The following is a 25,961-nucleotide window of genomic DNA, read 5'->3' as shown; positions in this document are numbered from 1 at the left end:
GTCTTTAAGCCTCACAGTTTTCTTCATCAAGGAGCATCTGTTCAATTAGTTTTTCATTTTTACGTAAGATTTCTTTTTTTAGATGTCTATCTTCATTCATTTTTATACCCTGTAATATACCCAACATAATAAAAGTGGATACAAGGGATGAACCACCATAACTTACAAAAGGCAGTGTTACACCGGTTAGGGGTATAGCCTTGGTCACACCACCTATAATTAAAAAACTCTGGACGGCTATAATGATTAAAATACCTGAGCCCATCAAAAAATTAAAATCGTTTCGAGATTTTTCAATCATTTGTATGCCAAATAGAAAAAAATATACAATCATAATGATGATACCAAGTCCAATAAGCAAACCTAGCTCTTCCACAATCGCCGAGTAAATAAAATCAGTTGTAACCACCGGTATTCTGTTGGGAAGACCCAGTGTCAATCCACGCCCAAACAGTCCGCCATTACCTATTGCAAATAAGGATTGTGTTATCTGATAACCGGTACGATCAATATCGGAAAAAGGATCGATCCAAGTGTCAATTCGAACTCTCACATGCCAAAAAAATCGGTAAGCAAAAAAACCGCCTAGCATCGTCATGATGGTACCACCAATAATATATAAACGATTCCTTGTATATACATAACTCATCAATATGAAAACTGAGTAAAATATAAGTGCTGATCCTAAATCTCTTTGATAGACTTGAATAATTACCATACCAAGAGTAATAGTACCGGTTACAAATAAAGATAACTTTTCATGTTCATGAAATTGGGTTAAAGTAGAAGCTAAAAAAACGATGTATAATATCTTAACAATTTCAGAAGGTTGAAAAGTAAAACTACCGATACGCATCCAGTTTGTTGCGCCATTAATGGTTTCATTGGTCATGACCAGCATTAGGATTGCTAAAATTACCGATGGCACACCTAGATACTTGATAAAATTTAATCGACTGTACAAATAGACAACACCAAAAACGACTAAGTAAGCCAAGCAAGCAAGATAGAATTGTTTGAGACCCAAATTTATACTCAGCCTACCTAACAGGATAAAGCTGATAACAAGTAAGAACTGACCAATACTCCATAATGGGAGAATGGTTTTATTCATATAATGGTTAACAATATGACCGGACAATAGAATCAAGCCAATCTGTCCTAAATAAATCATAATCACTTTATATTCAAAACCATAATGATAGAGTAACACTGTATAAGCCACCAAATGAAAAAATAGGATAATAACCGTCTGAAGCCTATGATAATCATAGGCGCGTTCAGTGTTTTTATGTTTAATAAGAAAAAACTGAATGGCTAAAATACTAATATAAGCCATGGTTAAGAGTGATAAGCATAAACCTACCAAACCAACATAAAATTCAAACATTTATTCAACACCTTTTGTATAGTGACCTCTAGTAAATACCATTGACATTTCTTGTGCCGGTATTGTCGACTTACACGTTACAGCATTTAAGACTTTTACCATGTCTTCTTTGCTTTCATTCAAAAATTCAACTCGAAAATACTTAAGACCCATTTCCTTCATTTCATCAATTTTATCAATTAAATAATGAGGTACACCGTTGTAAATCTGATTGTAACACAGCTTACATACTGTCTCTACCGGCACTTTCATGCCTTTACGGTCTTCTAAATATATAATCTTACCGTTTTCTTTATTACAATCATCTAAGGATTTTCTTAAACATTGTGCTGTGGTCATGACATTCATATGACCATAAACAATATACTCTGCCTTATTAAGAGGTAGTTGTTTTATTTCGTATTTGTTTAATTCTAATGATGGTACGTACCCATCTGATAATTCTTTGAACATCAAATGGTTGGCTGTATGTTGATTCATAATGGAAAAAGCATAATCATAAACTAGTTTTTTACCAAAAGGTAATGTATGATAGTAAGCATCTATGGATCTTAATAGGAAGCCATCAATTTCATCAACCAAACTTTCTTTCAAGATAGAAATCATCGTTTCTTTCTCATACCTTAAGATTTTTGGAACTGCAATGTATACCTGCGTAGGCCGATCTTTGTAGAAGTTGATAATCTCTAGAATCTGTTCTTCACTGAAATTCAAATGTTCAATGTAAACCTTTTGTACACTATAGTCTTTTAGTATTTCAAATTGATAAAATTCCCTTAACAAAACAGTTATATTTCTGTGATATGAAGGTGTGTTTTCAATTTTAATAACACTCACGGGCATATATGGTCTTTTTTTCACGATTGTATTAAGACCGAGCCATTTTTCAAAACCTTCACGGCGAACGGCATTTAACTGTCCCATGGACATAAAAACGTCACCAGAAATATGAACCCGAATATGTTTTATCTTTATAGGATATTGTGCTACCTTTGAGAACTGCTTTTCAACGCGCTCCGGCACAAGGCTTTGGCTTTTTGCTTCTTGAACCAAATCACCTATCACACGAACTTCTCGATTTTCATCTTTGATGATCATTTCAATCGGTTTATCCACTTGCATCACGATCTCAATATCAACATCCATCTGATGTATATTTGATTGGTTTTCTAACAGTCTGTTCTCAAGTTCTATACTTTTTATCCGTCTTACTTCTTGACCTATCTGTATAGGATGGTCCGAATAGATAATATAGTCACTTTTCGTATTTAGTTGTGCTATCCAAGAATAATAGTCACCTTGATCAAAAGCTATTTCCAGACAATCTCCAATTCTTATTTTTTCAAATAACGTCAATGAATACTGATTCCCATTTTTCGCCTTAACTTTACCGATAACTCTACCTTGGTGCTTTGGCTGATCAAAAGTAATCATAGAAGGACCATTATGTTGAAAATAGTAACCATTGGTGAAATTGCCTCGATTAAAAATCTGAAACATATCATCCAAATCACTTTGTTTAATATTAATAATACCTTTTTCTAAATATGTATCTCGATAATGTCGGTAGAGACCAGTCATCAAACCAACGTATTCCTTTGATTTCATACGGCCTTCAATTTTAAAAGAATCAATGCCGGCATCGATAAGTTCCGGCAAAACTGTCAATGTCTCAATATCTTTAGTACTTAACACATGAGACTTATCCCATTCTCTATCATTTATGATGGTTTTATAACCTAATCGACAAGGCTGTGCACATCGGCCTCGATTCCCACTTCTACCACCCATAAATGAGCTCATGAGGCATTGACCTGAATAGCTATAACATAATGCACCATGAACAAAAGTCTCAATCTCAATTTTAGTGTTTTTCTTGATGTAAATGATTTCTTCAATAGATAATTCTCTTGCCAAAACCACCCTTGTAATTCCCATATCTTCAAGGAACTTAACACCTTCAATACTATGACTATTAAGCTGAGTACTGCCATGGATTTCTATGTCGGGAAAGACCCTTTTCAACAATGAAATAACACCAATATCCTGAAGAATAAAGGCATCAACACCTATATTATACACTTCCAAGATATGATTTATAAGTATATCAATCTCTTTTTCTTTGAATAAAGTATTAACTGTATAGTAGATTTTGACACCAAAAATCCTTGCATATTTAACAGCTTTTTCTAATGTCTTCAAATCAAAATTTTTAGCATACGCCCTTGCACCATAATTTTCGCCTCCTAGGTAAACAGCGTTGCATCCACTATGTACTGCCGCTATAAATGCTTCATATGAACCTGCAGGTGACAGTATTTCCGGTCTAAACATGTTATCTTAAGCCTCTTTCATTATGTAACATCAAATCACAATCAAAAGTCCATCAATGTTTGTACTTTTACAAAACAAATCCGGACTTTTTAGGTATCATTTTGTTTTAATTGTTTTCTTCAAAAATTCGGATGTACTCATCCAGTTCCCTTTTATGGGTCTTTACTTCGTTTTCTAACAGTGTGATTTTTGAAACCAAATCATTTTTTTCTTGATCCAACTTGATAATATTTTCTTTTAGACTGGCAATTACCTGGTCCCTATCTTTTGATTCATTCTTCATGAGATTATTCAAGTCTCGTTCTTTAAAGAGTTCATCTGCAATATTAATGGCAAGAAGTACGTTTAATAATCTCGTATTTAAGAGCTGACCATTGTCGGAATGTTTTATCTCGTCCATCTTATTATTAATGTATAGAGCTACTCTTTGGATATATTCTTCACTTTCATCACCGGATAAGGTATAGACATTACCGTTAATCAATACTTTAGTATTATTCTTTGGCGACACTCAAAAGCCCCCCTGACTTTATTACGGCTATCCAAAAGGATATACCAATTATTGTTATTTCAAATATCCCAATTAAGGGAATACGAAGTAATTATTAGAAAAATTATAGCATATAATTTTAACCTATTCAATTAGCTCCACCAGAATGATTCAATAAAACATTCACAACATATCGGTCAGTCTCTACTGTTTCCTTATTCCATACCAATACTCGATGGGATATGCTGGCATCTACCTGGTCTATGGATTCAATGGTCTCATAGTCAATAGCCGCCCTTCTCTTATACTCAATCAAGGTCATTTTGATTAATTTAAACAAGGCATCTTCTTCTCCATACAGATAGAACATAAATACGCCTTGCCTTACCGATTCCTCAATGACTTTTTTGGCCTGCGTCCTGACTTTGCCAATAACCTCATACCCATCAACTATAAAATCATACAAAAGACGCGCCTTCAAGAGATCACCGGTTGAAGTTATTTCGTAGATATAATGGTTCGGTGTGATTACTCTGGATACAATATGGTTTTTATCAATTAACTTTTGCAACAGACCATTCACTGTTCCAAGTGAATAACCTGTACGTTTGGCTAATTGTCGCTGACTGATATCTGGTATTTCTTCAATTGTAAGCATTATACGTAATGTCTTATCCATAATGAATTCACCATCTCACTCTGTTATTCTTCTTTTACAACATAACCAAGATGTTTATAACAATACGGTGTTACCATTCGACCTCGGGGCGTTCTATTTATGAACCCAAGTTGCATTAAGTATGGTTCATACACCTCTTCAATGGTATCCGATTCCTCACCAATGGTTGCTGCAATTGTATCAAGACCAACAGGCCCCCCATTATATTTTTCTATCATTGTTTTTAATATTTTGATATCATTTTTATCTAAACCACTCGCATCCACATCCAATAAATCCAATGCGTATTTTGCTACCTCTAAAGTAATGATACCATCGTACTTGACTTGTGCAAAATCCCGAACTCTTTTCAAAAGTCGGTTAGCCAGTCTTGGTGTACCTCTTGATCTTCTGGCAATTTCTTTTGCACCTTGATGATCAATTTCAACCTCTAAGACCTTAGCTGAACGATTAACGATTTTAGTTAGTTCGTCATTATTATAAAACTCCAACTTATGAATGACACCAAAACGATCCCTTAATGGCGATGACAGAAGCCCCATTCTTGTAGTAGCACCGATTAACGTGAACTTGGGTAAGTCCAAACGTATGGATCTTGCTGAAGGCCCTTTCCCAACTAATATATCAATAACATAATCTTCCATCGCCGGATACATCACTTCTTCCACTTGGCGATTAAGCCTATGAATCTCATCTATAAACAGTATATCATTTTCTTGTAGATTATTGAGTATGGCTGCCATATCTCCCGGTTTTTCAATAGCAGGTCCAGATGTCACCTTGATATTGACCCCCATTTCATGACCGATAATATTGGCAAGAGTTGTTTTTCCAAGACCTGGCGGACCATAAAATAGAACATGATCCAAAGGTTCTTCTCTAAACTTTGCAGCTTGTATAAATACTTTTATATTATCCTTAGCCTTCTGCTGACCTATATATTCATCCAGTAACTTCGGCCTTAATGTGGTCTCAATATGGATATCCTCTTCGACGAGCTCAGTAGTAATAATCCTGTTGTTCATATTTTTCTCCTCACAATCAGCCATAATATTCAAATCACAGTTCTAGAACATGGCTAATTTTTTTAAGGCTTCTTTTATAACGGCCTCAACGCTATTTAAATCATGTAACCCTTTAACCGCTTGTATGGCTTCATGACTTGAATAGCCTAAAGCAAGCAAGGCTTCAACACCTTCGTCAACATACCTAAGTGACGGATTTATAGTTTTTTCCATAACAGATTCATCCATACCATCTTCAAAATCAATGAGTTTAAGCTTATCCTTCAAATCAAGAATCAGTTTCTGAGCTGTTTTTTTTCCAATGCCCGGTGCCAAACAAATGCGGTTCAGATCATTACTCATAATAGCTACCCTAAGTTCATAACCGGTCATAACAGATAAAATACCCATGGCGCCTTTTGGTCCAATACCATTAACAGTAATCAACTTCTTAAAAATCTCCATGTCATCTTTAGTAATAAACCCAAACAAAACCATAGCGTCTTCTCTTACATATAGATAGGTATAGATTTTAATGGATTCACCAATATTTGGTAATTCTTTAAAAATGGAGCTTGGTACCTGAATAGAAAATCCCACGTGATTGGCTTCAATCACAATCATGTCTTCTGAAACCTCTTCAAGCAGTCCTTTTATATATGATAGCATATTTCCGCCCTTTTCCTGTCCAACACCGGAATGGTGTTCATTTCTTATACGCTAAGGACAATTCCCTTTACGTTCAACCACATCACCTTCAATGGCGTTCAATAATTAAATGCCTATATATAATAATACTTAAAAGATTTGAAATAGTCAATCCTTCAGCCCAAAAACGCATTCATAGTTTTTTAATTTTTTAATTAACCGCTTAGTTTGACCCCATCAAATAGATTGTGTTATAATGAATCCATTCAGACATACCCGTTGAATAAATCTAATGAATTTTCAATAAAGGAGAACAAAATGAGCGAAGATAATATGAAAGATTTAAGTAATAATGATTGTGGAGATGGCTGTGGATGCGGACATGATCACGATGAACACCATCATGACACCATCACATTAACCATGGAAAACAACGAACAGGTGGAATGTGCCGTACTTGGTATTTTTGAAGTTGAGGATCAAGAATATGTAGCTTTACTTCCTGAAGACAGTGAAGATGTCTTCATATACATCTATAAAGAAGATGAAGAAGGCGAAATCGAACTTGCAAACATAGAGTCACAAGAAGATTTTGATAGAATTTCAGCTGCTTTCCTAGAAATCATGGAAAGTGAAGAAGAAGAAGAAGAAGAAGAAGAAGAAGTATAGTTAACATAGCATAGACTTTCCTAGAGAAGAATAAAGAAAAAGCAAGGACCTGTAAGAGTGTCTTTGCTTTTTTATAATGGATAGAAAGTTAAGTTAATTAAGAGAACCTTCGTTTTACCACTTTTTCCAATAATTATTCTAGGTCATCCCTATATTTAAGAGAAAGGCCCTTTAGAAACCTTCTAGCATATTTATCACCGCATTCACGATAATGTTTGTGTCCTTCTTTTCTAAACAAAGCGCCTAACTCAGCTTTCCCTATAGTCTCACCTGCCAACTCGAAAATCTCCATAACATCATCACTTGAAAGAGCTAAGGCGATTTTTAATTTTTTTAGCATAACATTATTGACACTTCCTGAATCCTTCATGGCTAGAATTGGTTTTTTACTTTGTTCTGTTCCTTCTTGACGCCCTCTTTTAAATATAATCAAACCATTAAAAAATGCTTCTAATATTTTATGATTACATTTTATATGAGCGTCTTCCGTTGCCTCTGATGTTGCGTCATGACTTTCCACTTCATCATAGTAGCTGTCTTTCGAACGTGTTAACAATTTCAACACTTCTTCTTTAGTAAATTCAATACCACCAAATTTGAATATATCTATCATTTCTGTATTTTTTATATCTAAAGCATAGCGCACCCGTATTAAAATATCATTATTGTCCATTTTATCCTCCGATGATTTATAGTGTGTTTATTATAACATATATGGTTAAGGTGTCAAAACTATATAGTTGAACTTTTGCATACAATATATAGTTATGAATGCATCAACGTAATCTATATATTGTATGTAAATTTAGTGAAACTTAGTTTTGACCCTTTAACCATATATAGAACAAATTGCGAAAATTTGTGAACCTTAGTTTTGAAGATTTAGGAAATAATCAGATAAAGCCTTATAGTGTTCCTTAATAATCCGATCCACATGACCAGGGTTTTTAATGTTTATTTCTACAAAAAGATGACCTTGCTTACCTTTTCTATTTTTGTATCCTTTATCCTGTAATCTAATTTTTCTACCGGACTGTATTAACGGTGGTATAGTGACAACAAGATCACCCTCAAAGGCTTTAACTGTTTTCTCACACCCCAAATATGCATCCCAAGGATATATATCTAACTTTGTATGAAGGTCAAGCCCCTGAAGAACCATATTTGAATATGGTTCAATCTCAATAATTAGAATCAGATCACCAGGTTCACCCCCTGTAAGACTTGCTTCACCTTTTCCTTTTAATCTAATTTTTTCTCCAGGTTCAATTCCTTTTGGTATTTTCACTGCAATTTTTTGATGACTTCTACCTTGCAATCCAAAAGTTTTTTCAACACCTAGGGCTGCTTCTCTTAAATTAATCTTTAAGGTCGCTTCAATGTTGTTAGCCTTTTGATGCATATTGCCTCTATAGTTAGATCTTCCACCAAAACCGGAAAAAATATCATCACCAAAAAACATTTTGAAAAAATCACTGTAATCACCATCAACATTACTATAAGACCTTGATTCGAAACCATATTGTCTCGGATCAAAATCATCAGAACTATGTAGGTTAAAGTCCTGTCCCAGTTGGTCATATTTTTCTCGTTTTTTTTCGTCACCTAAAACATCATAAGCTTCTGAGATTTCCTTGAATCTTTCATCGGTTTTACCCTGATTATGACTGCTGTCCGGGTGATATTCTTTTGCAAGTTTACGATAGGCTTTTCTAATTTCTGAAGTTGTTGCTGATTTACTAACGCCTAAAGTATCATAATAATTTTTATATTTCATACCATCACCACTTTTCACGAATTAGCACTCTCATACTACGAGTGCTAATTCAATTATAAGACAATTAGGATAATGTGTCAACAAGACTCATTTGTAAAGAACGTTCATTAGTAATAAAATTGACATCGGTGAAATATTAACAACTATATCAATCCGTATTTTTTTTATACAATATGTGTTAAAATAAGCTTGCAAAGCTTTTGATAAATCTTAAATACGGAGGTTAACCATGTCACTTAATCTTGCTTTTTTCACTCTTTTGGTTCTTTTATCCATATATTTTATCATCATTGAAATATACACCATTTTTTTCATGCTCACAGGTCTATCCCATACCCGTTCCGTTTTTCAAGTCATCTCTCTTTTAACCAACTCCGGTTTTACGACTTCAGAAAGTGAGATTATCGTTAGTTCAAGACGTAGACGTCGTTTGGCCATCCTAATTATGATTACCGGGAATTTTTTCAACGTCATTGTGGTGTCCGTATTAGTTAATATGATTATCACTTTATACCGTGATCCATTTTTCAACTTGTCTCAAGCGTTGTTGGGACTTAGTTTATTTTTAATGTTTGCCATCCTATATAAACGTCTGCCTTTTATTCGTGCGCGTTTTGACAAACTAATCAAAAAAATTGCCAATAAGTGGATGTACTCAAAAAAATCCAACCCCTTATTGGTGTTGGATAATTTTAGTGGTTATTGTATTGTCGAAATCAAAATCATCGAAGTCCCTTTAGTACTAAAAGATAGAACCATATTTGAGTCCAGACTTAGTGATGATTATGGTATACGGGTTTTGTTCATTAAGCGTGGTGATCATTATATTGGCGACATCGATGACAGCCAAGTTGTACTTCTTTTGGATAGAATTATTGTTTTTGGTCCTTTGCATAACATTAACAAAATATTCGATCCAAAATACAATCAAAACAGTAATAAAAACAAACACCACCATATGTCCTAGAATTCTTTATGGGTACACCAAGTCAAACTCTTCAAATACAAGCAGTAAATCCTCTGTAAACACCCTATCAAAAGTGGCCAATTCTTCCGTGAAAAATTGCCGATGAACCGTTTGCCAATACTTTAAAGACTGGTCACCTTCGCCTTCAATAGCGGCTAGATTATCATCCACTTCTTTAAAAGGCAAAATCGTAATTTTTTTGTTCGAATGATGCATTGTGCTACACCATGAAAATCCGTCACAATACTATAACAATCTTCAGTTGGTAACGCTTCCTGTTCTATCTCGTATAGACAGAACAAAGATGCGGTAGCTCTTTTAATGCCCTTTTTAACAAGTTCAGCTAAATTATGAGCGCTTTCTTCATTGTTACAGAAAAACCAAGATGTATAGGTTCTATCATCTAAATCATCAGAATCATCAATAAAATCTAAATAATTTTTCCACATTTTGTCTACTGATGGGTGAATCATACGCTATCCTCATTCTTTCAAATTATTTTCTCATAGCTAATAACTGATTTATTGAATCCACCGTGAAGGTATCGCCCACTTCAAAAGGAACTTCTAAATCGTCTATATGAATGAGCAACGTTTTCAGATGTGACATCTCAGGTGCATCTTCCAATCTTATGTTTTTTATTTTTCTCAAATCCATATAAGTTCGACAATAACCATAATCTGCTTTATCCATTTTTTTTACTGCTTCTTTTCGATTAACAACAATCAATTCCTTTGTATTTGCCAAAAAAACTGTGTCTTGAAGCTCATATTTATTATGAGTGTTAAATAGTTTTTCAGCCGGTGATGGGTTATTTTTTGATAGTTGTATAAAAGGTTGATATTCAATAATTTTTACCGAACTGTCATTGACTTCATTACTTATGAGATTCTTATATAATTCAGAATCAATAGACTTTTCTTCAGTAAATGTATCCAAATCCAATACCGGCATGGATGTTAACATTTTATCGCGAACTTTTTTGATGAAACCGTGACTGATGTCGTAGGAAACCGAATTATACTCAATAACATGTTCTTGTTCCTTCGTAACTATGATGATTTGACTATCTAATAATTCGTTGGTATGAACCAAATAAACAATATCTTCAAATGGAATATGGTATACCTCTACCTTCTTATTCCGAATTTGTTGAAATACGATTTTATGTGCTAATAAAGATACGACAGCATCATACAAACGCATACCCGGATGTGCTTTACGTCTTTCTATTTTTCTTGGCACCTTAAAACTATACTCTGCATCTAATATTGTCTGTTTAAAGTCAATGAATTGAAGTGGTATCTCATCTTCTGTTGTGATTTCAATAATCCACGATCCAAAACTATGATATTCTTGTTCGAGTTTGTTCATATTGAACCTCCTTGCTAAACCGGATTGATTTTTAAGGACCTCTTTTGTTGTTTTACATAATAGTTCATATAGTGTCTTTTTTTCTTCATCATCAAGTGCTTGAAATATAATCTCTAGAAATTGTTCTTTTCTCGCTTTTCTTAGATTGATGATTTCCTGACCATTTTCAGTAAGTTGTAGATTATAGGTTCTTTTGTCTTGTGGATGAATGCTTCTAGTCAATATACCTTTAGCTTCTAGGCGATTAATTGTACTTGTTATCGTGCTATTAGGAACATCAAGATACAGAATCACCTTTTTGATAGCAATAGATGACTCAAGTTCAAACAAATTAAGCACATCCATATCTATTGCATTTAACTTTTTCTCTAGAGGATTTTGCAATGGCATATCCATGTCTAGATTTTTGTAATGTTGAATCAGATGCTGGATATTTTCTCTAGATTGTCTTATCCACAAATCCATTTGATTTCCCAAGGAATCACAACCTTTTCATTTTCGATTCTCGTATATTACGATTGTCGTAATATAATTTTAACACATATAATGAAAGCGGTCAAGTTAACTGACCGCTTTCATTTCTTCATTTGTAATCTCTAATATCCAAAAGCTGACCTTGAGTCATAGCTTCAATTTCCATAACTTCAAGTATTTTCTTTGCAGCGGCTTCCGGTGACAAAAGAGATCCCTTTTCTTTATAATCAATAAAACGCTCTACGTAACTAAAATCTTCCTTAGTTGATGCTCGTATTACTCCTTGCATTTGTGTGTCTACTACACCGGGTGCCAGAGATATAATCTTTACCGGAAAAGCGGTTTTCTTCTGTTCCAAAGCGACACATCTTGTAAACATATCCATAGCCGCCTTCGTACTGCAATAGCAACTCCACCCATCATAAGGATGCTTTCCTGCGCCAGAAGAAATATTGACAACATGTTTATCTATTTTCAATGATTTTAGCTTTTCAATGAACTTTGATGTCATGAGTATAGGGGCCATGGTATTAATATTAAAAGCCTCCATAATTTCATTATCCTCACACTTTTCTATTACTTTAACAGGCGTTACAACACCAGCATTATTGATCAAACAAATCGATAATGCCTGTTTAAGATCAATAAAGCTAAACACAGCTTCCATTAACGACGTTAATTTTTCTACATGACTTATATCCCATGTTATATGGTGCCAGTTATCATTCTTTAGACGAACCCTATCTTCAATCTTATCACTTTGGGATCTAGATACTCCAATGACATGATGCCCTTTAATTAGTAATTCCAAGGCAAGCGCTTCTCCTAGCCCTTTGGACGTTCCTGTAATAATATAATATTTCATCACTACCTCCAACTATTGTATGTAAAAGTTCAATTATAATAGTTTAGACATTTTGACCATTATTGAGAAATCTCAGATGTTTGAAAGTTGAATAGAAAATTTATATAATTTTCTGTCACAACGGATGTGTCCGTAAGCATGTCAATTACATGTTGTTTATAAGGGGTAAATACCACAAGAAAATACAAAGGCCATATTATTTTTTGTAAGTACCGACCAAACATTTCCCTTACTAAAACCGTTGACCAAGATAGTTTATCTTCTTTGAAGCAAATAACACGAAGACCAAACACCATTTTCCCTAGTGTTTGTCCTTGGTTCAATTTTGTCATTAAAACAAAATATGTTAAATATATAATAACAGATAATGTTGTTTTTACTACACCTTCTTTGAGAAAGAACAGCATTATTCTATGTATACTTCCAATAAGGATAAGATCCAGTAGATAAGCAAAAAAACGCATCCAAAAACCTGCATATACAATTTTGGGGTATTTGTTGAATTCCTCCATACTAATATCCTCCATATATATACATAAATCCTTGTTTGTTGCTGATTCCTGATATATTAATATCACCTAAAGAACCCATGTTCTTCTCTCTTATCAACATGGTAACTTCTGACATGAACTGGTTGACGAATGGAAAATCCGAACTTGAATAAGAAAAAATTTGAGCATTTTCAAGTTCATAAGTACGCTCTAAATCTATAATTGCTTGGTCATAATAACCTATAGCATCTATTAGACCGGCATCTAGGGCTTGCGTTCCATCATAAATCCGTCCATCTGCCAGCTCATAGACAAGGGATCTATCCATTTTTCTACCTTCTTCTACAACATCTACAAACCTTTCGTACATGCTGTCAACCAGATTTTGTAATACACTTAAGTCTTCTTCAGTCGCAGGACGTGTCGCTGACCCAACATCTTTTAAGTCGCCACTTTTAACGGTCGTATCCTTAATACCATACTTTTCCATAAGTCCGGATAGATTAAGTCCGGACATGATAACGCCGATAGATCCTGTTATGGTTTCTTTTGAAGCAAATATTTTATCTGCATCTACTGAGATATAATAACCGCCACTCGTCGCCATACTTTCCATCACCACATAAATGGGAATATCTCTTACTTCCTTCATTTCCTTAATCTTATCTCTTAACTGTGCACTTTCATAGACACCACCACCTGGGCTATCCACTCTTATCACCACAGCTTTAATAGAAGTATCTTCAATAATCCGATCCAAATCACTTAAGATTTTTTGATGATTATAGCTAAGTGGTGCAAAATAGTTCTGTTCAACTTGAATCATGATACCTGTCACATCAACAATAACAATTCTTTCATCTAATAAACCCTCTCTTAGAATGTTTTCTGACATTGCATCTTGCATTATAGTGTCCCAAAACGATGTTTTTTCCACATCTTTTGTCAATACATTTCCCACTGCTGAAATTATAAGTGATGAGAAAAAAACCACCACTGATAATCCAATAGCTAACCATCTCTTTGCATTCATAATAATCTCCTTGTCATCTCACTGATTTTTTATATATGTTCTATCATACCAAATATCTATTAGAATGCAATTAAAAAATCAATAACTAGAGATTGATAAACGATGCATCATATTAAAAAACATCTTTTTATTACCCACAAAACTAAAGTGTGGGTAACCACCATAGGTGTTTTTATAAAGATAACCGCAATACCAGCGGTTATCTTTTCCTGTTTTTTTAATGGTCATAATACTTGTCCTTTCACCCTCATCTTCAATAGAACAACGGCTCCTATGAAATTCATGACCACGCATTGGATCACCTTTCTCACCCAAAAAACAAGTTTGATCTAAAGTGATGTCAATGTATCCAAACCTTTGAAGCTTGGACGTCATTTTTATTTCACCTTTAAAAATACCCACCATTTTATAACCTTCTATAGCCACATTCAAATACATAAAGCCACCGCATTCTGCAAATATATGACCACCTTTTTCAGAAAACAGCCGAATAGCCTCAAGCATTTCATGATTATTTGACAGGGTTTCTTTATATAACTCAGGATAACCACCACCTAGATAAAGCAGATCACAATCCGGTAGACTTAAGTCCGAAAGCGGTGAAAAATAAACGACTTTCCCGACAGATTTTAACATCTCCAAATTTTCTCGGTAGAAAAAAGAAAAAGCCTTATCTTTAGCTACACCTATAACAAGATCTTTTTTTTTAACCTTATGACGATCCGTTTCTATTTTAGGCATTTTTTTACACATGGTTAAGATTGTGCCTAAGTCAATGGTCTTTTCGATAAGCTCTGCTAATTGATCCAGATTCGAATCCAGTTTTGTCATTTCTTCACTTTGAATAAGACCAAGGTGTCGACTCTTAAATTCTAACTCTGGGATTGTAGGCAGATATCCAAGGACTTTGATACCTACATGGTTTTCTATTTGAACGCGTAACATATCATAATGGGCCTCTGTAACCTTGTTTAAGATGACACCGGTTATGCTACCCTGACCAAAATCGACCATACCTTTTATTTTGGTCACCGCCGTAAACATTTCCCCTTTTGGGGTATAGATGAGTATCGTATTCACCCCTATCTTCTTCCCGATGGCATAACTGGAATTTTCAAAAGTATTATAGATACCGTCATAGTAACCCATGGCTCCTTCAATGACACAATAATCTATATCTGGCTTGACATAAGAAAGTGCTTCTAGTATTCCTAAGTCGCCTTGTAGATGCAGGTCCAAGTTACCGGCAGCATTTTTTGCAGCGACTTCTAAAAAGCCTTTGTCAATATAGTCTGGTCCCGTTTTAAAAGGGCTTATAGTATACCCCTTATTATGCAATGCTCGAATAATGCCCGAAGTGACCGTTGTTTTTCCCGAACCACTAGAAGGTGCCGCAAGCAAAATACCTTTCATTTTAATACCTCCATCTATTGTATGTGCATTTAGTGAGACGTAATTAATATTATATGTGGTTAAAGGGTCAAAACTAAGTTTCACTAAATTTACATACAATATAGAGATTACCTTGATGCATTCATAACTATATATTGTATGCAAAAGTTCAACTATATAGTTTTGACACCTTAACCATATGTGAATCAATAAAACTTAGTTTTAATCATATTAAATAGACTTGCTTCTGAATCAACCGGTGAAATATTTAATTGATGACATACCTTAAGCACCCAAGGCATCTCCATATCCGCTGTTGCCATAAGATCATACTGACCTAAAATATCCTTAGGCTTACCCTCTGCTAAAAAATGCCCCTTTTTCAAAAGATAGACATAATCACAAGTCTCGTAAATAAAATCCATATTATGGCTGGCCATAATGATGGTTTTCCCTGATTTGGATAAAGCCTTAATCAAAAATACCATTTGTTGTTTCATATAAGGATCCAGTCCTGCTTCAGGTTCGTCAAAGATAATGACTTCCGGACTTAGTGCTAATACACCGGCAATGGCAACCCTTTTCTTTTGTCCATAACTTAAGTTGTGTATCAGCTTATCCTTGCAGCTTTCTAAGGCTGTTGCTTCTATGGCTTCTAAAATACGTCTTTCAATGATCTCAGAAGACATCTTAAGGTTTCTTGGACCAAATGCGATATCTTCTTTGACACTAGGAAGGAAAATCTGTTTTTCCGCACCTTGTAATACAATGTTTATTTTCATGCGTAGCGCTTGAAGACTTTTTTTGTCATATTTTATAGGTTGATGATTATAGGTCAAATGACCGGTACTGGGTTTTAAAAAACCTGTTAGGCACTTAAACAGAGTCGACTTACCGGCACCATTAGAACCAATCACACCGATAATTCGACCTTTTTGGGTTGAGAAATCCAAATCACTAAGAGCCTTTGTTCCATCGGCATAAACATAGCTTAAGTTCTTACATTCAACCATATAAATACTCTCCTTCATAGAGGCGCATCTGCAGACCTTCTTCCATTTCTTGGGCTCTTATAATTGTATTTAAGAATAATTGACCAAGTAAAAGTGACAAGCTTTTAAATGCATTTCCAACGCCATAATAGCCACTTCTTAATTCCTGAGCCATAATCATATCCATCCCTTCTTCATAGATTAGAAAAAGAAATCGATAGGTCAGAAGCAATATTTCGACAAATAGTTTAGGCACTTTAACCCACCTTAAAAACCGACCAATTTCCCAAATAGAAGTAGTCAAAATCAGAAAAAGCATGATTGAAAAGGAACTCATCACCCTGATCATGACTTCAATTCCCATCCATAAACTTTCACGTGTTATATAGATCCAAGGAGAGGCTTGTCCAAAGGTCATCAATATTTCTTGTCCTTGTACTCTGGTCACTACTATCACCCCGAGTAGACTAGGCACTAAAAAGATAAGTGACAGAAACCATATATGAAGAAAACTTTTCATATGTCTATAAATACCAATAAACATCAAACTAGATAAGATGATTAATAACGCACCATATATATAGATTTGATTCATCCATTGAGACCATGTTAATAGAAAAAAAGACATACCAATCCTAATTTTATAAGGTATATGCTTAAATGGATTGCCTTCTATGATGCTATCTATTCTTAGCATGATCCTGTCTTCCCTTCATCCTACCAAAATAATAAGCGATGAATCCGGCACCAATCGCCGCTTGCATGGAGAAGAAAAAGCTTTCAACTTCTCCACTGGCAGGTTCAAACAAAGGTATAAACCAAGGCTCATAATCCGGGTATTCAAGTAAGATTTGATCTTGTGCTGCACCATCTGCACCACCATATTCACTATTTGGATTGATGATTAGGGGTATTATAGCCAGTAAAATAACCATACTTATTAAAACCAAGTTTTGTTTTGATTTCATATTAATTCCTCCATTCCCACAAGATGAATCTGTTCTTTGTTTTCCCAAAGTAGATTGAAAATAATAACCGTTAGAAACCCTTCTAATATAGCTATTGGTAATTGAGTCAGACTAAAAATACTTAAGTATTTTAGGGTTGAAATCATGACCCCTTCTTGTCCTGAAAAAGCTGTACCCAGTTGAACAGACGTCATAACGTAGGTCAAAAAATTACTAGAAAAAGCGGCAATAAAGATGGCAACTCTTTTTGATAGACCGGACTTTATAGCAAGTTTATAAGCCAAGAATGCAGCAAAAGGACCTACAACACCCATAGAAAATCCATTGGCTCCCAAAGTAGTAATACCGCCATGAGAAAGAAGCAGCGCCTGAAGCAGCAATACAATCGCAGCAATAAAAGCCATCATAAGTGGACCAAATAAAATAGCACCCAGTCCAATACCGGTGGGATGAGAGGAACTGCCAACCACTGAAGGGATTTTTAGGGCAGAGATACAAAAAGTAAAGGCAGCAACCAAACCAATAAGCAACTTGTTATCATGACCTTTCCTAAGACCTTTTTTTAGTTTCATAATACCCATAATAAGAAAAGGCATATACAAAACCCACCAAAAAAATGCGTATGCTTTCGGTAAAAAACCTTCCATGATATGCATGGCATGTACCTCACTTACAGCTCCTGTTATCATGAGCAAGATGACGATTGTAATAATCCTTGATTTTCTCCAATAATGCTTCATAAGATTCTGTTACCTCCCTATAATTGATATATGGTACTTTCACCACAATAGCCTTCACATTTTCTAGTTGACAAGCTTTTAACTTCTCAAGATAACCACTGCCTTCCCCGCCCTCCTTAAACATCAAATAAGAAATATGATAGGTCTTAAGTAGTAACCTATTCATTTCAACACTAAAAGGACCCAGTAATGCGATGATTTGATTGGGTTTAAGACCCATATGCTCGCATTGCTGCAAACTTTCTGTTGAAGGTACCACCCTTGCTACGATGCGTTCTAGACCAAGGACTTTAATGGCCTCTTCTAGTGTTTTACTTCCGGTTACCATGATTTGCCCTTGTTGACCTGATAAATAGTTTAAGGCTTCTTCTTCATTCTCAAAAAACTTACCATAAGAAGCTTCATCTTTTTGTGTTTTTCTAACAAACCGTGTATAAGTAATACCGGTGGCTTTTGCTGCCTCAATGGCCTGCTGACTGACTATAACTGCATGTGGATGGGAAGCATCAATTATCCAATCAATTTTTTCTACTCGAATTAAAGCTTCCATAGACATGGCATCCAGTCTTTTTACTATGAGCCTGTCAGCACAAGTACCATAGGTGTCTTCTCCCAGTTTTGTAGCCACACTTAATATAAAAGGTAGATGATGGTGCTTTAGCATTTCACATATTTGACGACACTCATGGGTGCCACCAATCACATAGATCACAAGCGATACCCCCTAGGTGTGACCATTTTCCCATGGTGCATATGGGTGTTTTGATTACCGATTATAACCATGGTACGCATGTTCACATCCCGAACGTCAAATTCTTTTAAAGTCGAATAGGCTACCTCTTCCTCCTCACGTCCGGCATCAGAAACCCTTCCAACCACCAAAGCATCACCTTGTATGTCTTTAATAATTTCAAGGGCGTCTTCTAAATGATGTGGACGGCCTTTACTTCTTGGATTATAAAGACATATGACGAAGTCACCTTCTGCAGCCAGACGCACCCTTTTCATAATCAGATCATAAGGCGTCATCAGGTCACTCAGACTTATGGAAACAAAATCATGCATCAATGGCGCGCCAAGTCTTGCTGCTGCTAAACTTGATGAGGTAACACCAGGGATGACACGAATCTCATCTTCTGGATCTGAGAGTTCATAAATAAGTCCAGCCATGCCATAGACGCCTGAGTCTCCGCTACTAATCACCACAACATTTTCTCCCTTTCTTGAGGCTTCAAGAGCCGCTTGACACCGTTTCACTTCACCGGTCATTCCTGTTGTTATTATTTTCTGAGCTTTGCTATTTTGGTCGATCAGTGGTTGAATCCAATCTATATACGTACGATATCCGACAATAACCTCTGCTGCTTTAATGGCTTCAATGGCTTCTATTGTTAGATTTTGTGTTTGTCCAGACCCAATGCCTATAACTTTAATCATACAATCCTCCCAAGGGCAAAGGTACTGCCTTTCATTTTACTACCATCATGTATCATATTACCTTTTGATGCTAGCCAAGCGGATGGTCCTGCGACAGAACCTATACCTAGGGTCTTAAGCACCCATTCCGATTTATCAAATTCATCATGAACACTTTCCAAATCTTGTACAGTAAAGAAAAGTGATTCTAATGACCATGCTTGGCACAAGGCTTCCAAACAAGGTTCCTGGCTTTTTATCTCCACACTGGTTAAGAGGGCAATGGCCGATGGATGGACATGTACCGTTTTAAGGTAGTTATCTAGCTCATTAAAATAGGCCTTTATATCCAAGTTTTTTCTTGTCCCTGTTCCAAGGCATAAGACTTTTGGAATAAAAAAGAGATCCTTTTGACTCAGTTTATTAATCTGCCTCGTATCATAACCAATATAGACTTTATAATCTGCTGACATATCAATAAAAGTCTGAAAATCCTCCATGAATGTAAACCCTTTTAAATAAGTCGTCAAACACGTATCGCTAGCTCTAATATCACAGTAAAGGCCAATCGATTTGCCTTTTATTAGGGCCATATTGATTTTTAAGATGTCATTTTTATATTTAGGTACATCACAATGACATGCTTGAAGCAGTAGATCTAAGTTGCCGACATCATTTACATCTGTTGAAGTGGTGATGATCGGTAGTGCCTTAATAAGTTTACCAATATCTTTTGCGTAAGCATTGCCACCCCCCAGATGTCCGGACAGTAAGCTGATGACATAACGACCTTCCTCATCTATGACTAAGACTGCTGGGTCTTTATACTTATCTTCTATGAGCTTACCAATGGCTCTAACAGCGATACCCGTTGCACAGATAAAGACCATACAGGTCACCTGGTTAAAGCATGCCTTCACACAGGCCATAATACCACCGTGTTCTTTAATGATTTCACTGGTGTAGTGGTCGCCCTTAAGTCGATGGTTCAGTAAATCGCCTTTTGGGGTCAAAGAGAAAATCACCATTTTATTGACTTGTTTATGATTTTTTTTATGATATAATCTAAGTTCTGTATTCATGCTTAAAATCCTTATGATAAAGCTTTGAAACGTTAAATTCATGGCCCAAAAAGTCGCCAACCATGATGAGGGACATTTTATGGATGTTTTTTTCTTTGGCAAGTGCCGGTAGGGTCATGAGTGTGCCTCGAATAATCTCTTCCTCCGGCCAAGTTGCTTTAAAGACTATGGCTGCAGGTGTGTGTCCATCATAGCCCCCTTCAATGAGTTCCTTACAGACTTCATCTACATAAGTAGAAGATAGAAAAATCACCATAGAGGTCCCATGTTGTGCAAAGGCTTTTAATGACTCTTTCTCCGGTACTGGAGTTCTTCCGCCACGTCTTGTAATAATCAGACTTTGTGACACTTCAGGTACGGTATATTCCACCCCCAAAGAAGAAGCGGCCCCTAAAAAACTGCTGACCCCAGGTATAAGTTCATATTCAATGCCCAGTGCTTGTAAACCTTCTATTTGTTCTCTTAAAGAGCCATATATAGAGAAATCACCAGTGTGTAAGCGCACCACTTTTTTTCCTGATTTAACACCCTTAGCACAGGTTGCTAAGATTTCATCTAAATGCATGAGGGAACTATTATGTATTTCTACATCCGCCCTGCAATAGTCAAGCAAAGCTTCGTTGACCAAAGATCCTGCCCAAATAATCATATCGGCTTCTTTTAAGACCTTATAGCCTTTAAGAGTAATCAGTTCCTTATCCCCCGGTCCTGCACCTATAAATACTACTTTCATAATCGCCACCCCTTATTAATAATAATGGTTGTAAAATAACTGATTTTTTCATGGGTAAACAAATCCTCTGGATGATAAATCACTTGGTTTGCTTTTCCATAGTTAGAAACAATAAGGCTAAAGGGCATTAAGTCATGTGCCTTAAGCATCTCAAGGATGGCATCAAATTGCTTATATACTTTCATAAGGACGATGCTGTCATGTTCTAATACAAGGCTCTCAATTGCTTCTATTTTTCCGTTACAGGGATGTATGAATAAAGGCGTATTCCCTTCAGCCAATGGTCGATTAAGACCGGAGGCTATAGCGCTGTATGAAGCTATCCCTGGTAGGGTTGTAACAGACACTTGATCTATAAGATATTTAAGTAAGTAGATATAGGTACTGTATAACATAGGATCACCAATGGTTATAAAACCTACCCTATGACCTTGATCTATATAGCCTTTGATTTCTAATGATATGGCCTCGATCGCTGGTGAAAGTTCTGCTTCATCTTGTACCATGGGAAAATGTTTAGGAAGGATATGAATATCTTTTTTCAAATAGCCTTCTACGATCTTTAAAGCCTCACTTTCCCCTTTAAGGCGACCATAAGGTACAATAAGTATATCCAGTTGTTGAAGCGCTTTAACCGCCTTTAAAGTCAGGAGTTCAGGATCTCCCGGTCCGACACCTATTCCAATAAATTCTGACATTTTCTCCTCCAAACACCTTTTAATATATAGCATGGGTTCTCTGGTTTAAAATAATGTAAATCACCAAGTAAGCTCAATCTGGCACTTGATAAGCTACTACCTTCAACCTCCACAAAGCCATAGTCATACAAGGCTTTCATCCCTTCATTCAGGTTCTCAATCGTAATCACATTCATCACCAATACCGCTTCGTCAGTGAGTACTTCTTTGGTAAGCCAATAAATAATCTCCTTCATATGGCCACCTGTACCGCCAATAAAAACTCGGTCACAAGATGGTACATGGCCTGTATCCAGAGGTGCTACCCCTGATATAAGTGCCACCTCCTTTAAGCCATATTTTTTTAGATTCAAATCAATCAGTTCAAGGGCTACAGGGTTCTTTTCAATGGCAAATACTTTCAACTGTCTGTTATATCTAGCCGCTTCAACAGTAATTGAACCAGTACCAGCCCCAATGTCCAAAAATGTGTGCCCCGCTTCAAGTTGTAAATAGGCTAAAGTCACCGCCCTTACTTCCATTTTCGTCATAGGGACTTTGTCTCTAATAAAGTCTTGATCCATCATTAAGTAATATCACCACATTCATTTCATATTTTTTTCTTGTTACTGTTTTAGCATCGGTTTTTTGAATACTTTCGTTATCATAGGACAGATTCTCACCTATAATCATTATTGGGTTAAAACCTCTTATTATGGCTTCTTGCCCTATCTCATAGGGACCCATGGAACTGTCCGTAACAAGAGCTACCTTTGGCATTTTAAAAAGCAGATCAAAATCCGGACGTTTTCCGTGAGCACTAGTTATATATAGATCATTCATGTCCAACTTGATGCTAGCAAACAAGTACTGTATGGCACTAATGCCAGCTGTTACATGAACAGCGTCTTTACCAAAACAATGAATCAAGCGTTTTGACAAACCATATATAGAAGGGTCCCCACTGGCCAATACAACAACTTCATCTAATTGATTTAGAATAAGCTGCTCTTTAATCTTGGCTTCCAAATCTTCCATCCTGCCGGAATAGACAATAGGTTTTATAATATTCATCCCAGTTGAAGCCAGTTGTCTTTTTGTGCCGATGACGCACTGACCTTTTTTAATCTGATTTTGTGCTTCAATTGTTAATCCGGATGCTTTTCCCGGTCCGATTCCTACCACATTAATCATCATCCATCGTTTTGGCCAGCAGCCTACCTTTCATATTATATAGTGCAACTTCTACCTTCAATTGGTCATATGTATAATGCTCTGCCTTTTCTTTTATCACCCTAGCAATGCTCTCATAAACAGGTTGAAGTCCGGCTTCATCAATCAATGCCACCGCTTCGTCTGTCGTGATGCTTTCTCTTACTTGATCAATCAGATTATAATCCCCTCTTATTTTGGCCAAATGGTTACAAAGCACATCCATTCTTCCATCCGAAACCCGGTTATGGGTATGAAAATTGCCACCAGCAACTTTAATAAGTTTACCAATATGTCCCACAAGAACGACCTCACAAACACCCAATCTACAAGCTTCCATTAACATATGTCCGACAAAATTGCTCATCATGACAATCTGGTCTTTACTATAATTTAATGATGCCATGGCAAATTTCTCGCCGTGGTTGCCCGGTACCAAGACAATCTTTTTCTGACCTAAATTCACTTTTTGAGACAGCTCTATTTCCAGTGATTTTTTCCAAGCTTCTTCACTCATAGGCTCTACGATGCCTGTAGAACCTATAATCGAAATACCACCTTCAACACCCAGTCTAGGGTTAAAGGTACGTTTTGCCACTTCTTCGCCTTTTGGCACATGTATGGTCACTTCCACTTGGTAACCACGACCTAATATTTCTTTAATACCTTCTTCAATCATCTTAAGAGGCACCGGATTGATGGCCGGCTCTCCGATATTTCTTTGTAAGCCATTTTTTGTTACGATCCCAACCCCAACGCCGCCTAGAACCTGAATGCCTTGACTCTTACTATGACCAAGCACGACGACTTCAGCAGATAAGATTAAGCCATTGGTTACATCTATATCATCACCACCATCTTTAATGACAGAGGCACAGTAAGCATGTCCCTTAGTCCAGGCTTCTTCTACCTTTAGTGTGACAATTTCTTTACTTGGAAGTGTCACTTCAACATCTTTAGGTATCTTCCCCGTTTTCCAGTACATGGCGGCTGCCTTAGCCGCTGCAGCAGCGGTAGTCCCTGTGGTAAAGCCTCTTCTATAGATTTTGCCATCAATGATGACTTGCATCTTATCCATAGCGATGGTCTGCTTCATATAGGATGGCATTTACAATGGCCGCTGCTACATTGCTTCCGCCCTTCCTACCTCTTGCTGTTATGGAAGGTATGCCTGAAGTCATTAATGCTTCTTTCGATTCGGCTGCTCCGACAAAGCCAACCGGCACCCCAATAATCCCTATTAGATTTTCATCATTTTTTTCATAGATTTCTAAGGTTTTAAAAAGGGCAGTTGGTGCATTTCCAAAAACATAGAGCTTAGGACCCGCTTCTTCTGCTCCTCTTATAACACTGGCCATAGATCGGGTTATACTGGCTTTTGATGCATACCTTGCTGTTGCGTCCTCGGAGATGTAACATCTTATTTTACAGCCCATCTTTTCTAAGACCTTTTTATTAATACCGCTATAAGCCATATTGGTATCGGTGATGATTGTGAGACCATTTTTCAGACCTTTAATTACTCGGTCTATGAACCCTTTTGAAATATACACATTATCTAAATAATCAAAATCCGCTGACGTATGTATAATCCTTCGCAGAATTGCTTTTTCTATTTGATCTTCTGTTGGGTAGCCACCATAATCCACTTTCACTTGCTCATCGATGATTACAAAACTCATTTTTTCTATTGCTTCCGGATTTTTTATATAATCCATTAGATTGCCACTCTTTCAATGATTAAATCTGCCATTTTTTGATCAAATCCGATGTTTTCCAGTAATCGGATCTTTACTTCCGGATAAAGCTGAGTCATTTCTTCTAATTTCTCCGGTATGTCCATTCGAATATGGTTACCATTAAAAATAAAAAAAGGTAATATGGTCAAATCTCTTACATTCATCTCATGAAACTTCAAAAAGGCCATCTCAACACTTGGCAACATCATCTGCAAATAAGCCTTCTCCACTTGGTCATAATTTACAGATGTTGACACAGCCTCCAAGTATTTGGTCATAATTTGATCAGTTTCATCTACTTTGCTTCCGTGGGCCAAAATCATAAGTCCTTTTTTCATGGCGTTTCTCCCTTTCTTTTATAAAATAAAAAAGCATCAAATTCATAATCTTCTTTAGATTAAGTGAATTTAATGCTTTTAGAAATAAAATCTATTTCTTAGAACAAAGAGGCTAAGCCTCGCTTTTCAAAGCAAATTGTTCACGGCGGGAAAGACTTCCTTGAAGTTAATGCTATGCTTAAAAGCATTAACATACCATCGTCTTTCCTAGAGATTTAAAAAACCAGTCCCTTTGGACTGGTCTATAAATAATCGCACGCGATTTTCACAGAATCCTCCTCCCGAAGATTATAAGTAAATACATAGCGTGGCAGGTCTCCTGGCTCGGGGATCATCCTACTTTCTCGCCTTCCCAACTAAGTCAGTGGCATTTGAGATTTCGTACTCCCTTACAGTAGCGGGGGCTGCAAAGGCTTCTACCTTTTTCCCTATTAACCTGTCTTTAAACAGGACCGCACTACAAATATGAATTTTTTT

At 36.2% G+C, this 25,961-nt stretch carries 29 protein-coding genes, 1 pseudogene and 1 riboswitch; of the genes and pseudogenes, 2 read left to right on the top strand and 28 right to left on the bottom strand.

Annotated features, from left to right (window positions below; translation table 11 throughout):
• Nucleotides 1–4: 4 nt before the first annotated feature.
• The 6 genes from AC6F8J_RS08900 to ruvA form a co-directional block, all read right to left on the bottom strand.
• Nucleotides 5–1,390 (bottom strand): FtsW/RodA/SpoVE family cell cycle protein, encoded by a 1,386-nt coding sequence (locus tag AC6F8J_RS08900; protein ID WP_500722663.1) that lies wholly within the window; start codon nucleotides 1,388–1,390, stop codon nucleotides 5–7.
• Nucleotides 1,391–3,724, bottom strand: coding sequence for a U32 family peptidase (locus AC6F8J_RS08895; RefSeq protein WP_500722662.1), 2,334 nt, complete (start codon nucleotides 3,722–3,724; stop codon nucleotides 1,391–1,393).
• Nucleotides 3,725–3,830: 106 nt separating this feature from the next.
• Nucleotides 3,831–4,235, bottom strand: coding sequence for a cell division protein ZapA (locus AC6F8J_RS08890; RefSeq protein WP_500722660.1), 405 nt, complete (start codon nucleotides 4,233–4,235; stop codon nucleotides 3,831–3,833).
• Between the two features lie 127 nt (nucleotides 4,236–4,362).
• Nucleotides 4,363–4,893: a winged helix-turn-helix transcriptional regulator gene (locus AC6F8J_RS08885; protein ID WP_500722658.1), complete on the bottom strand. Its 531-nt coding sequence runs from the start codon at nucleotides 4,891–4,893 to the stop codon at nucleotides 4,363–4,365.
• 23 nt (nucleotides 4,894–4,916) lie between these two features.
• Nucleotides 4,917–5,918: a Holliday junction branch migration DNA helicase RuvB gene (gene ruvB, locus AC6F8J_RS08880; RefSeq protein ID WP_500722656.1), complete on the bottom strand. Its 1,002-nt coding sequence runs from the start codon at nucleotides 5,916–5,918 to the stop codon at nucleotides 4,917–4,919.
• A 42-nt stretch (nucleotides 5,919–5,960) separates the two neighbouring features.
• A complete protein-coding gene (ruvA, locus tag AC6F8J_RS08875; protein WP_500722654.1) occupies nucleotides 5,961–6,566 on the bottom strand; it encodes a Holliday junction branch migration protein RuvA in 606 nt (201 codons plus the stop codon).
• A 297-nt stretch (nucleotides 6,567–6,863) separates the two neighbouring features.
• Here ruvA and AC6F8J_RS08870 point away from each other — a divergent pair, with 297 nt between their 5' ends.
• A complete protein-coding gene (locus AC6F8J_RS08870; RefSeq protein ID WP_500722652.1) occupies nucleotides 6,864–7,214 on the top strand; it encodes a DUF1292 domain-containing protein in 351 nt (116 codons plus the stop codon).
• A gap of 133 nt (nucleotides 7,215–7,347) precedes the next feature.
• Here the strand turns inward: AC6F8J_RS08870 and AC6F8J_RS08865 are convergent, their stop codons facing one another.
• Together AC6F8J_RS08865 and AC6F8J_RS08860 are read right to left on the bottom strand one after the other, a co-directional pair.
• Nucleotides 7,348–7,887: a DUF1456 family protein gene (locus AC6F8J_RS08865; RefSeq protein WP_500722651.1), complete on the bottom strand. Its 540-nt coding sequence runs from the start codon at nucleotides 7,885–7,887 to the stop codon at nucleotides 7,348–7,350.
• A gap of 195 nt (nucleotides 7,888–8,082) precedes the next feature.
• Nucleotides 8,083–8,991, bottom strand: a complete 909-nt coding sequence (locus AC6F8J_RS08860) for a DnaJ C-terminal domain-containing protein (RefSeq protein WP_500722649.1) — start codon at nucleotides 8,989–8,991, stop codon at nucleotides 8,083–8,085.
• 229 nt (nucleotides 8,992–9,220) lie between these two features.
• On the opposite strand from AC6F8J_RS08860, the gene AC6F8J_RS08855 reads away from it, so the two are divergent.
• Nucleotides 9,221–9,958 carry a hypothetical protein gene (locus AC6F8J_RS08855; RefSeq protein WP_500722647.1) on the top strand — a complete coding sequence of 246 codons (738 nt, stop codon included), beginning with the start codon at nucleotides 9,221–9,223 and terminating at the stop codon, nucleotides 9,956–9,958.
• A gap of 6 nt (nucleotides 9,959–9,964) precedes the next feature.
• Here AC6F8J_RS08855 and AC6F8J_RS08850 read toward each other — a convergent pair.
• From AC6F8J_RS08850 to AC6F8J_RS08755, 20 genes and pseudogenes are all read right to left on the bottom strand, one after another.
• Nucleotides 9,965–10,407: pseudogene (locus AC6F8J_RS08850) on the bottom strand (ASCH domain-containing protein).
• Nucleotides 10,408–10,453: 46 nt separating this feature from the next.
• A complete protein-coding gene (locus AC6F8J_RS08845; RefSeq protein WP_500722645.1) occupies nucleotides 10,454–11,797 on the bottom strand; it encodes a MarR family transcriptional regulator in 1,344 nt (447 codons plus the stop codon).
• Between the two features lie 118 nt (nucleotides 11,798–11,915).
• Nucleotides 11,916–12,671: a (S)-benzoin forming benzil reductase gene (locus AC6F8J_RS08840; RefSeq protein WP_500722643.1), complete on the bottom strand. Its 756-nt coding sequence runs from the start codon at nucleotides 12,669–12,671 to the stop codon at nucleotides 11,916–11,918.
• Nucleotides 12,672–12,730: 59 nt separating this feature from the next.
• Complete coding sequence (locus tag AC6F8J_RS08835) at nucleotides 12,731–13,183, bottom strand: RDD family protein (RefSeq protein WP_500722641.1); 453 nt, start codon at nucleotides 13,181–13,183, stop codon at nucleotides 12,731–12,733.
• Between the two features lies 1 nt (nucleotide 13,184).
• On the bottom strand, nucleotides 13,185–14,195 hold the full coding sequence (gene sppA / locus AC6F8J_RS08830; protein ID WP_500722639.1) for a signal peptide peptidase SppA: 1,011 nt from the start codon (nucleotides 14,193–14,195) through the stop codon (nucleotides 13,185–13,187).
• Nucleotides 14,196–14,273: 78 nt separating this feature from the next.
• A complete protein-coding gene (locus AC6F8J_RS08825; protein ID WP_500722637.1) occupies nucleotides 14,274–15,608 on the bottom strand; it encodes a cobyrinic acid a,c-diamide synthase CobB in 1,335 nt (444 codons plus the stop codon).
• 185 nt (nucleotides 15,609–15,793) lie between these two features.
• Nucleotides 15,794–16,600, bottom strand: a complete 807-nt coding sequence (locus tag AC6F8J_RS08820; RefSeq protein WP_500722635.1) for an ATP-binding cassette domain-containing protein — start codon at nucleotides 16,598–16,600, stop codon at nucleotides 15,794–15,796.
• Nucleotides 16,593–17,276 (bottom strand): cobalt ECF transporter T component CbiQ, encoded by a 684-nt coding sequence (gene cbiQ / locus AC6F8J_RS08815; RefSeq protein ID WP_500722633.1) that lies wholly within the window; start codon nucleotides 17,274–17,276, stop codon nucleotides 16,593–16,595. The genes AC6F8J_RS08820 and cbiQ overlap by 8 nt, the downstream gene beginning before the upstream one ends.
• Nucleotides 17,260–17,547 (bottom strand): energy-coupling factor ABC transporter substrate-binding protein, encoded by a 288-nt coding sequence (locus tag AC6F8J_RS08810; protein ID WP_500722632.1) that lies wholly within the window; start codon nucleotides 17,545–17,547, stop codon nucleotides 17,260–17,262. The genes cbiQ and AC6F8J_RS08810 overlap by 17 nt, the downstream gene beginning before the upstream one ends.
• A complete protein-coding gene (locus AC6F8J_RS08805; protein WP_500722630.1) occupies nucleotides 17,544–18,287 on the bottom strand; it encodes an energy-coupling factor ABC transporter permease in 744 nt (247 codons plus the stop codon). Before AC6F8J_RS08805 ends, AC6F8J_RS08810 begins: the two co-directional genes overlap by 4 nt.
• The gene (gene cobK, locus AC6F8J_RS08800) at nucleotides 18,214–18,999 is read right to left on the bottom strand and encodes a precorrin-6A reductase (RefSeq protein WP_500722628.1); all 786 of its coding nucleotides are present in this window, start codon (nucleotides 18,997–18,999) and stop codon (nucleotides 18,214–18,216) included. The genes AC6F8J_RS08805 and cobK overlap by 74 nt, the downstream gene beginning before the upstream one ends.
• Complete coding sequence (gene cobJ, locus AC6F8J_RS08795) at nucleotides 18,996–19,724, bottom strand: precorrin-3B C(17)-methyltransferase (RefSeq protein WP_500722626.1); 729 nt, start codon at nucleotides 19,722–19,724, stop codon at nucleotides 18,996–18,998. Before cobJ ends, cobK begins: the two co-directional genes overlap by 4 nt.
• Nucleotides 19,721–20,785, bottom strand: coding sequence for a cobalamin biosynthesis protein (locus AC6F8J_RS08790; protein ID WP_500722624.1), 1,065 nt, complete (start codon nucleotides 20,783–20,785; stop codon nucleotides 19,721–19,723). Before AC6F8J_RS08790 ends, cobJ begins: the two co-directional genes overlap by 4 nt.
• On the bottom strand, nucleotides 20,769–21,518 hold the full coding sequence (gene cobM, locus AC6F8J_RS08785) for a precorrin-4 C(11)-methyltransferase (protein WP_500722623.1): 750 nt from the start codon (nucleotides 21,516–21,518) through the stop codon (nucleotides 20,769–20,771). The genes AC6F8J_RS08790 and cobM overlap by 17 nt, the downstream gene beginning before the upstream one ends.
• Nucleotides 21,515–22,216: a precorrin-2 C(20)-methyltransferase gene (gene cobI / locus AC6F8J_RS08780; RefSeq protein ID WP_500722621.1), complete on the bottom strand. Its 702-nt coding sequence runs from the start codon at nucleotides 22,214–22,216 to the stop codon at nucleotides 21,515–21,517. Before cobI ends, cobM begins: the two co-directional genes overlap by 4 nt.
• Entirely contained in the window at nucleotides 22,195–22,782 is a 588-nt protein-coding gene (cbiT, locus tag AC6F8J_RS08775) for a precorrin-6Y C5,15-methyltransferase (decarboxylating) subunit CbiT (protein ID WP_500722620.1), read from the bottom strand. The genes cobI and cbiT overlap by 22 nt, the downstream gene beginning before the upstream one ends.
• A complete protein-coding gene (gene cbiE, locus AC6F8J_RS08770; protein WP_500722619.1) occupies nucleotides 22,760–23,392 on the bottom strand; it encodes a precorrin-6y C5,15-methyltransferase (decarboxylating) subunit CbiE in 633 nt (210 codons plus the stop codon). The genes cbiT and cbiE overlap by 23 nt, the downstream gene beginning before the upstream one ends.
• Nucleotides 23,382–24,515, bottom strand: a complete 1,134-nt coding sequence (cbiD, locus tag AC6F8J_RS08765; protein WP_500722617.1) for a cobalt-precorrin-5B (C(1))-methyltransferase CbiD — start codon at nucleotides 24,513–24,515, stop codon at nucleotides 23,382–23,384. Before cbiD ends, cbiE begins: the two co-directional genes overlap by 11 nt.
• Nucleotides 24,478–25,125: a precorrin-8X methylmutase gene (locus AC6F8J_RS08760; RefSeq protein ID WP_500722615.1), complete on the bottom strand. Its 648-nt coding sequence runs from the start codon at nucleotides 25,123–25,125 to the stop codon at nucleotides 24,478–24,480. Before AC6F8J_RS08760 ends, cbiD begins: the two co-directional genes overlap by 38 nt.
• Nucleotides 25,125–25,484 carry a CbiX/SirB N-terminal domain-containing protein gene (locus AC6F8J_RS08755; protein ID WP_500722613.1) on the bottom strand — a complete coding sequence of 120 codons (360 nt, stop codon included), beginning with the start codon at nucleotides 25,482–25,484 and terminating at the stop codon, nucleotides 25,125–25,127. Before AC6F8J_RS08755 ends, AC6F8J_RS08760 begins: the two co-directional genes overlap by 1 nt.
• Nucleotides 25,485–25,776: 292 nt before the next feature.
• Nucleotides 25,777–25,956: riboswitch (cobalamin riboswitch) on the bottom strand.
• Between the last annotated feature and the right edge of the window lie 5 nt (nucleotides 25,957–25,961).

The sequence above is a fragment of the Petrocella sp. genome (assembly GCF_059865615.1).
Note: the sequence above shows the minus strand (reverse complement) of the source record. Positions and strands in the feature narration are given on the sequence as shown.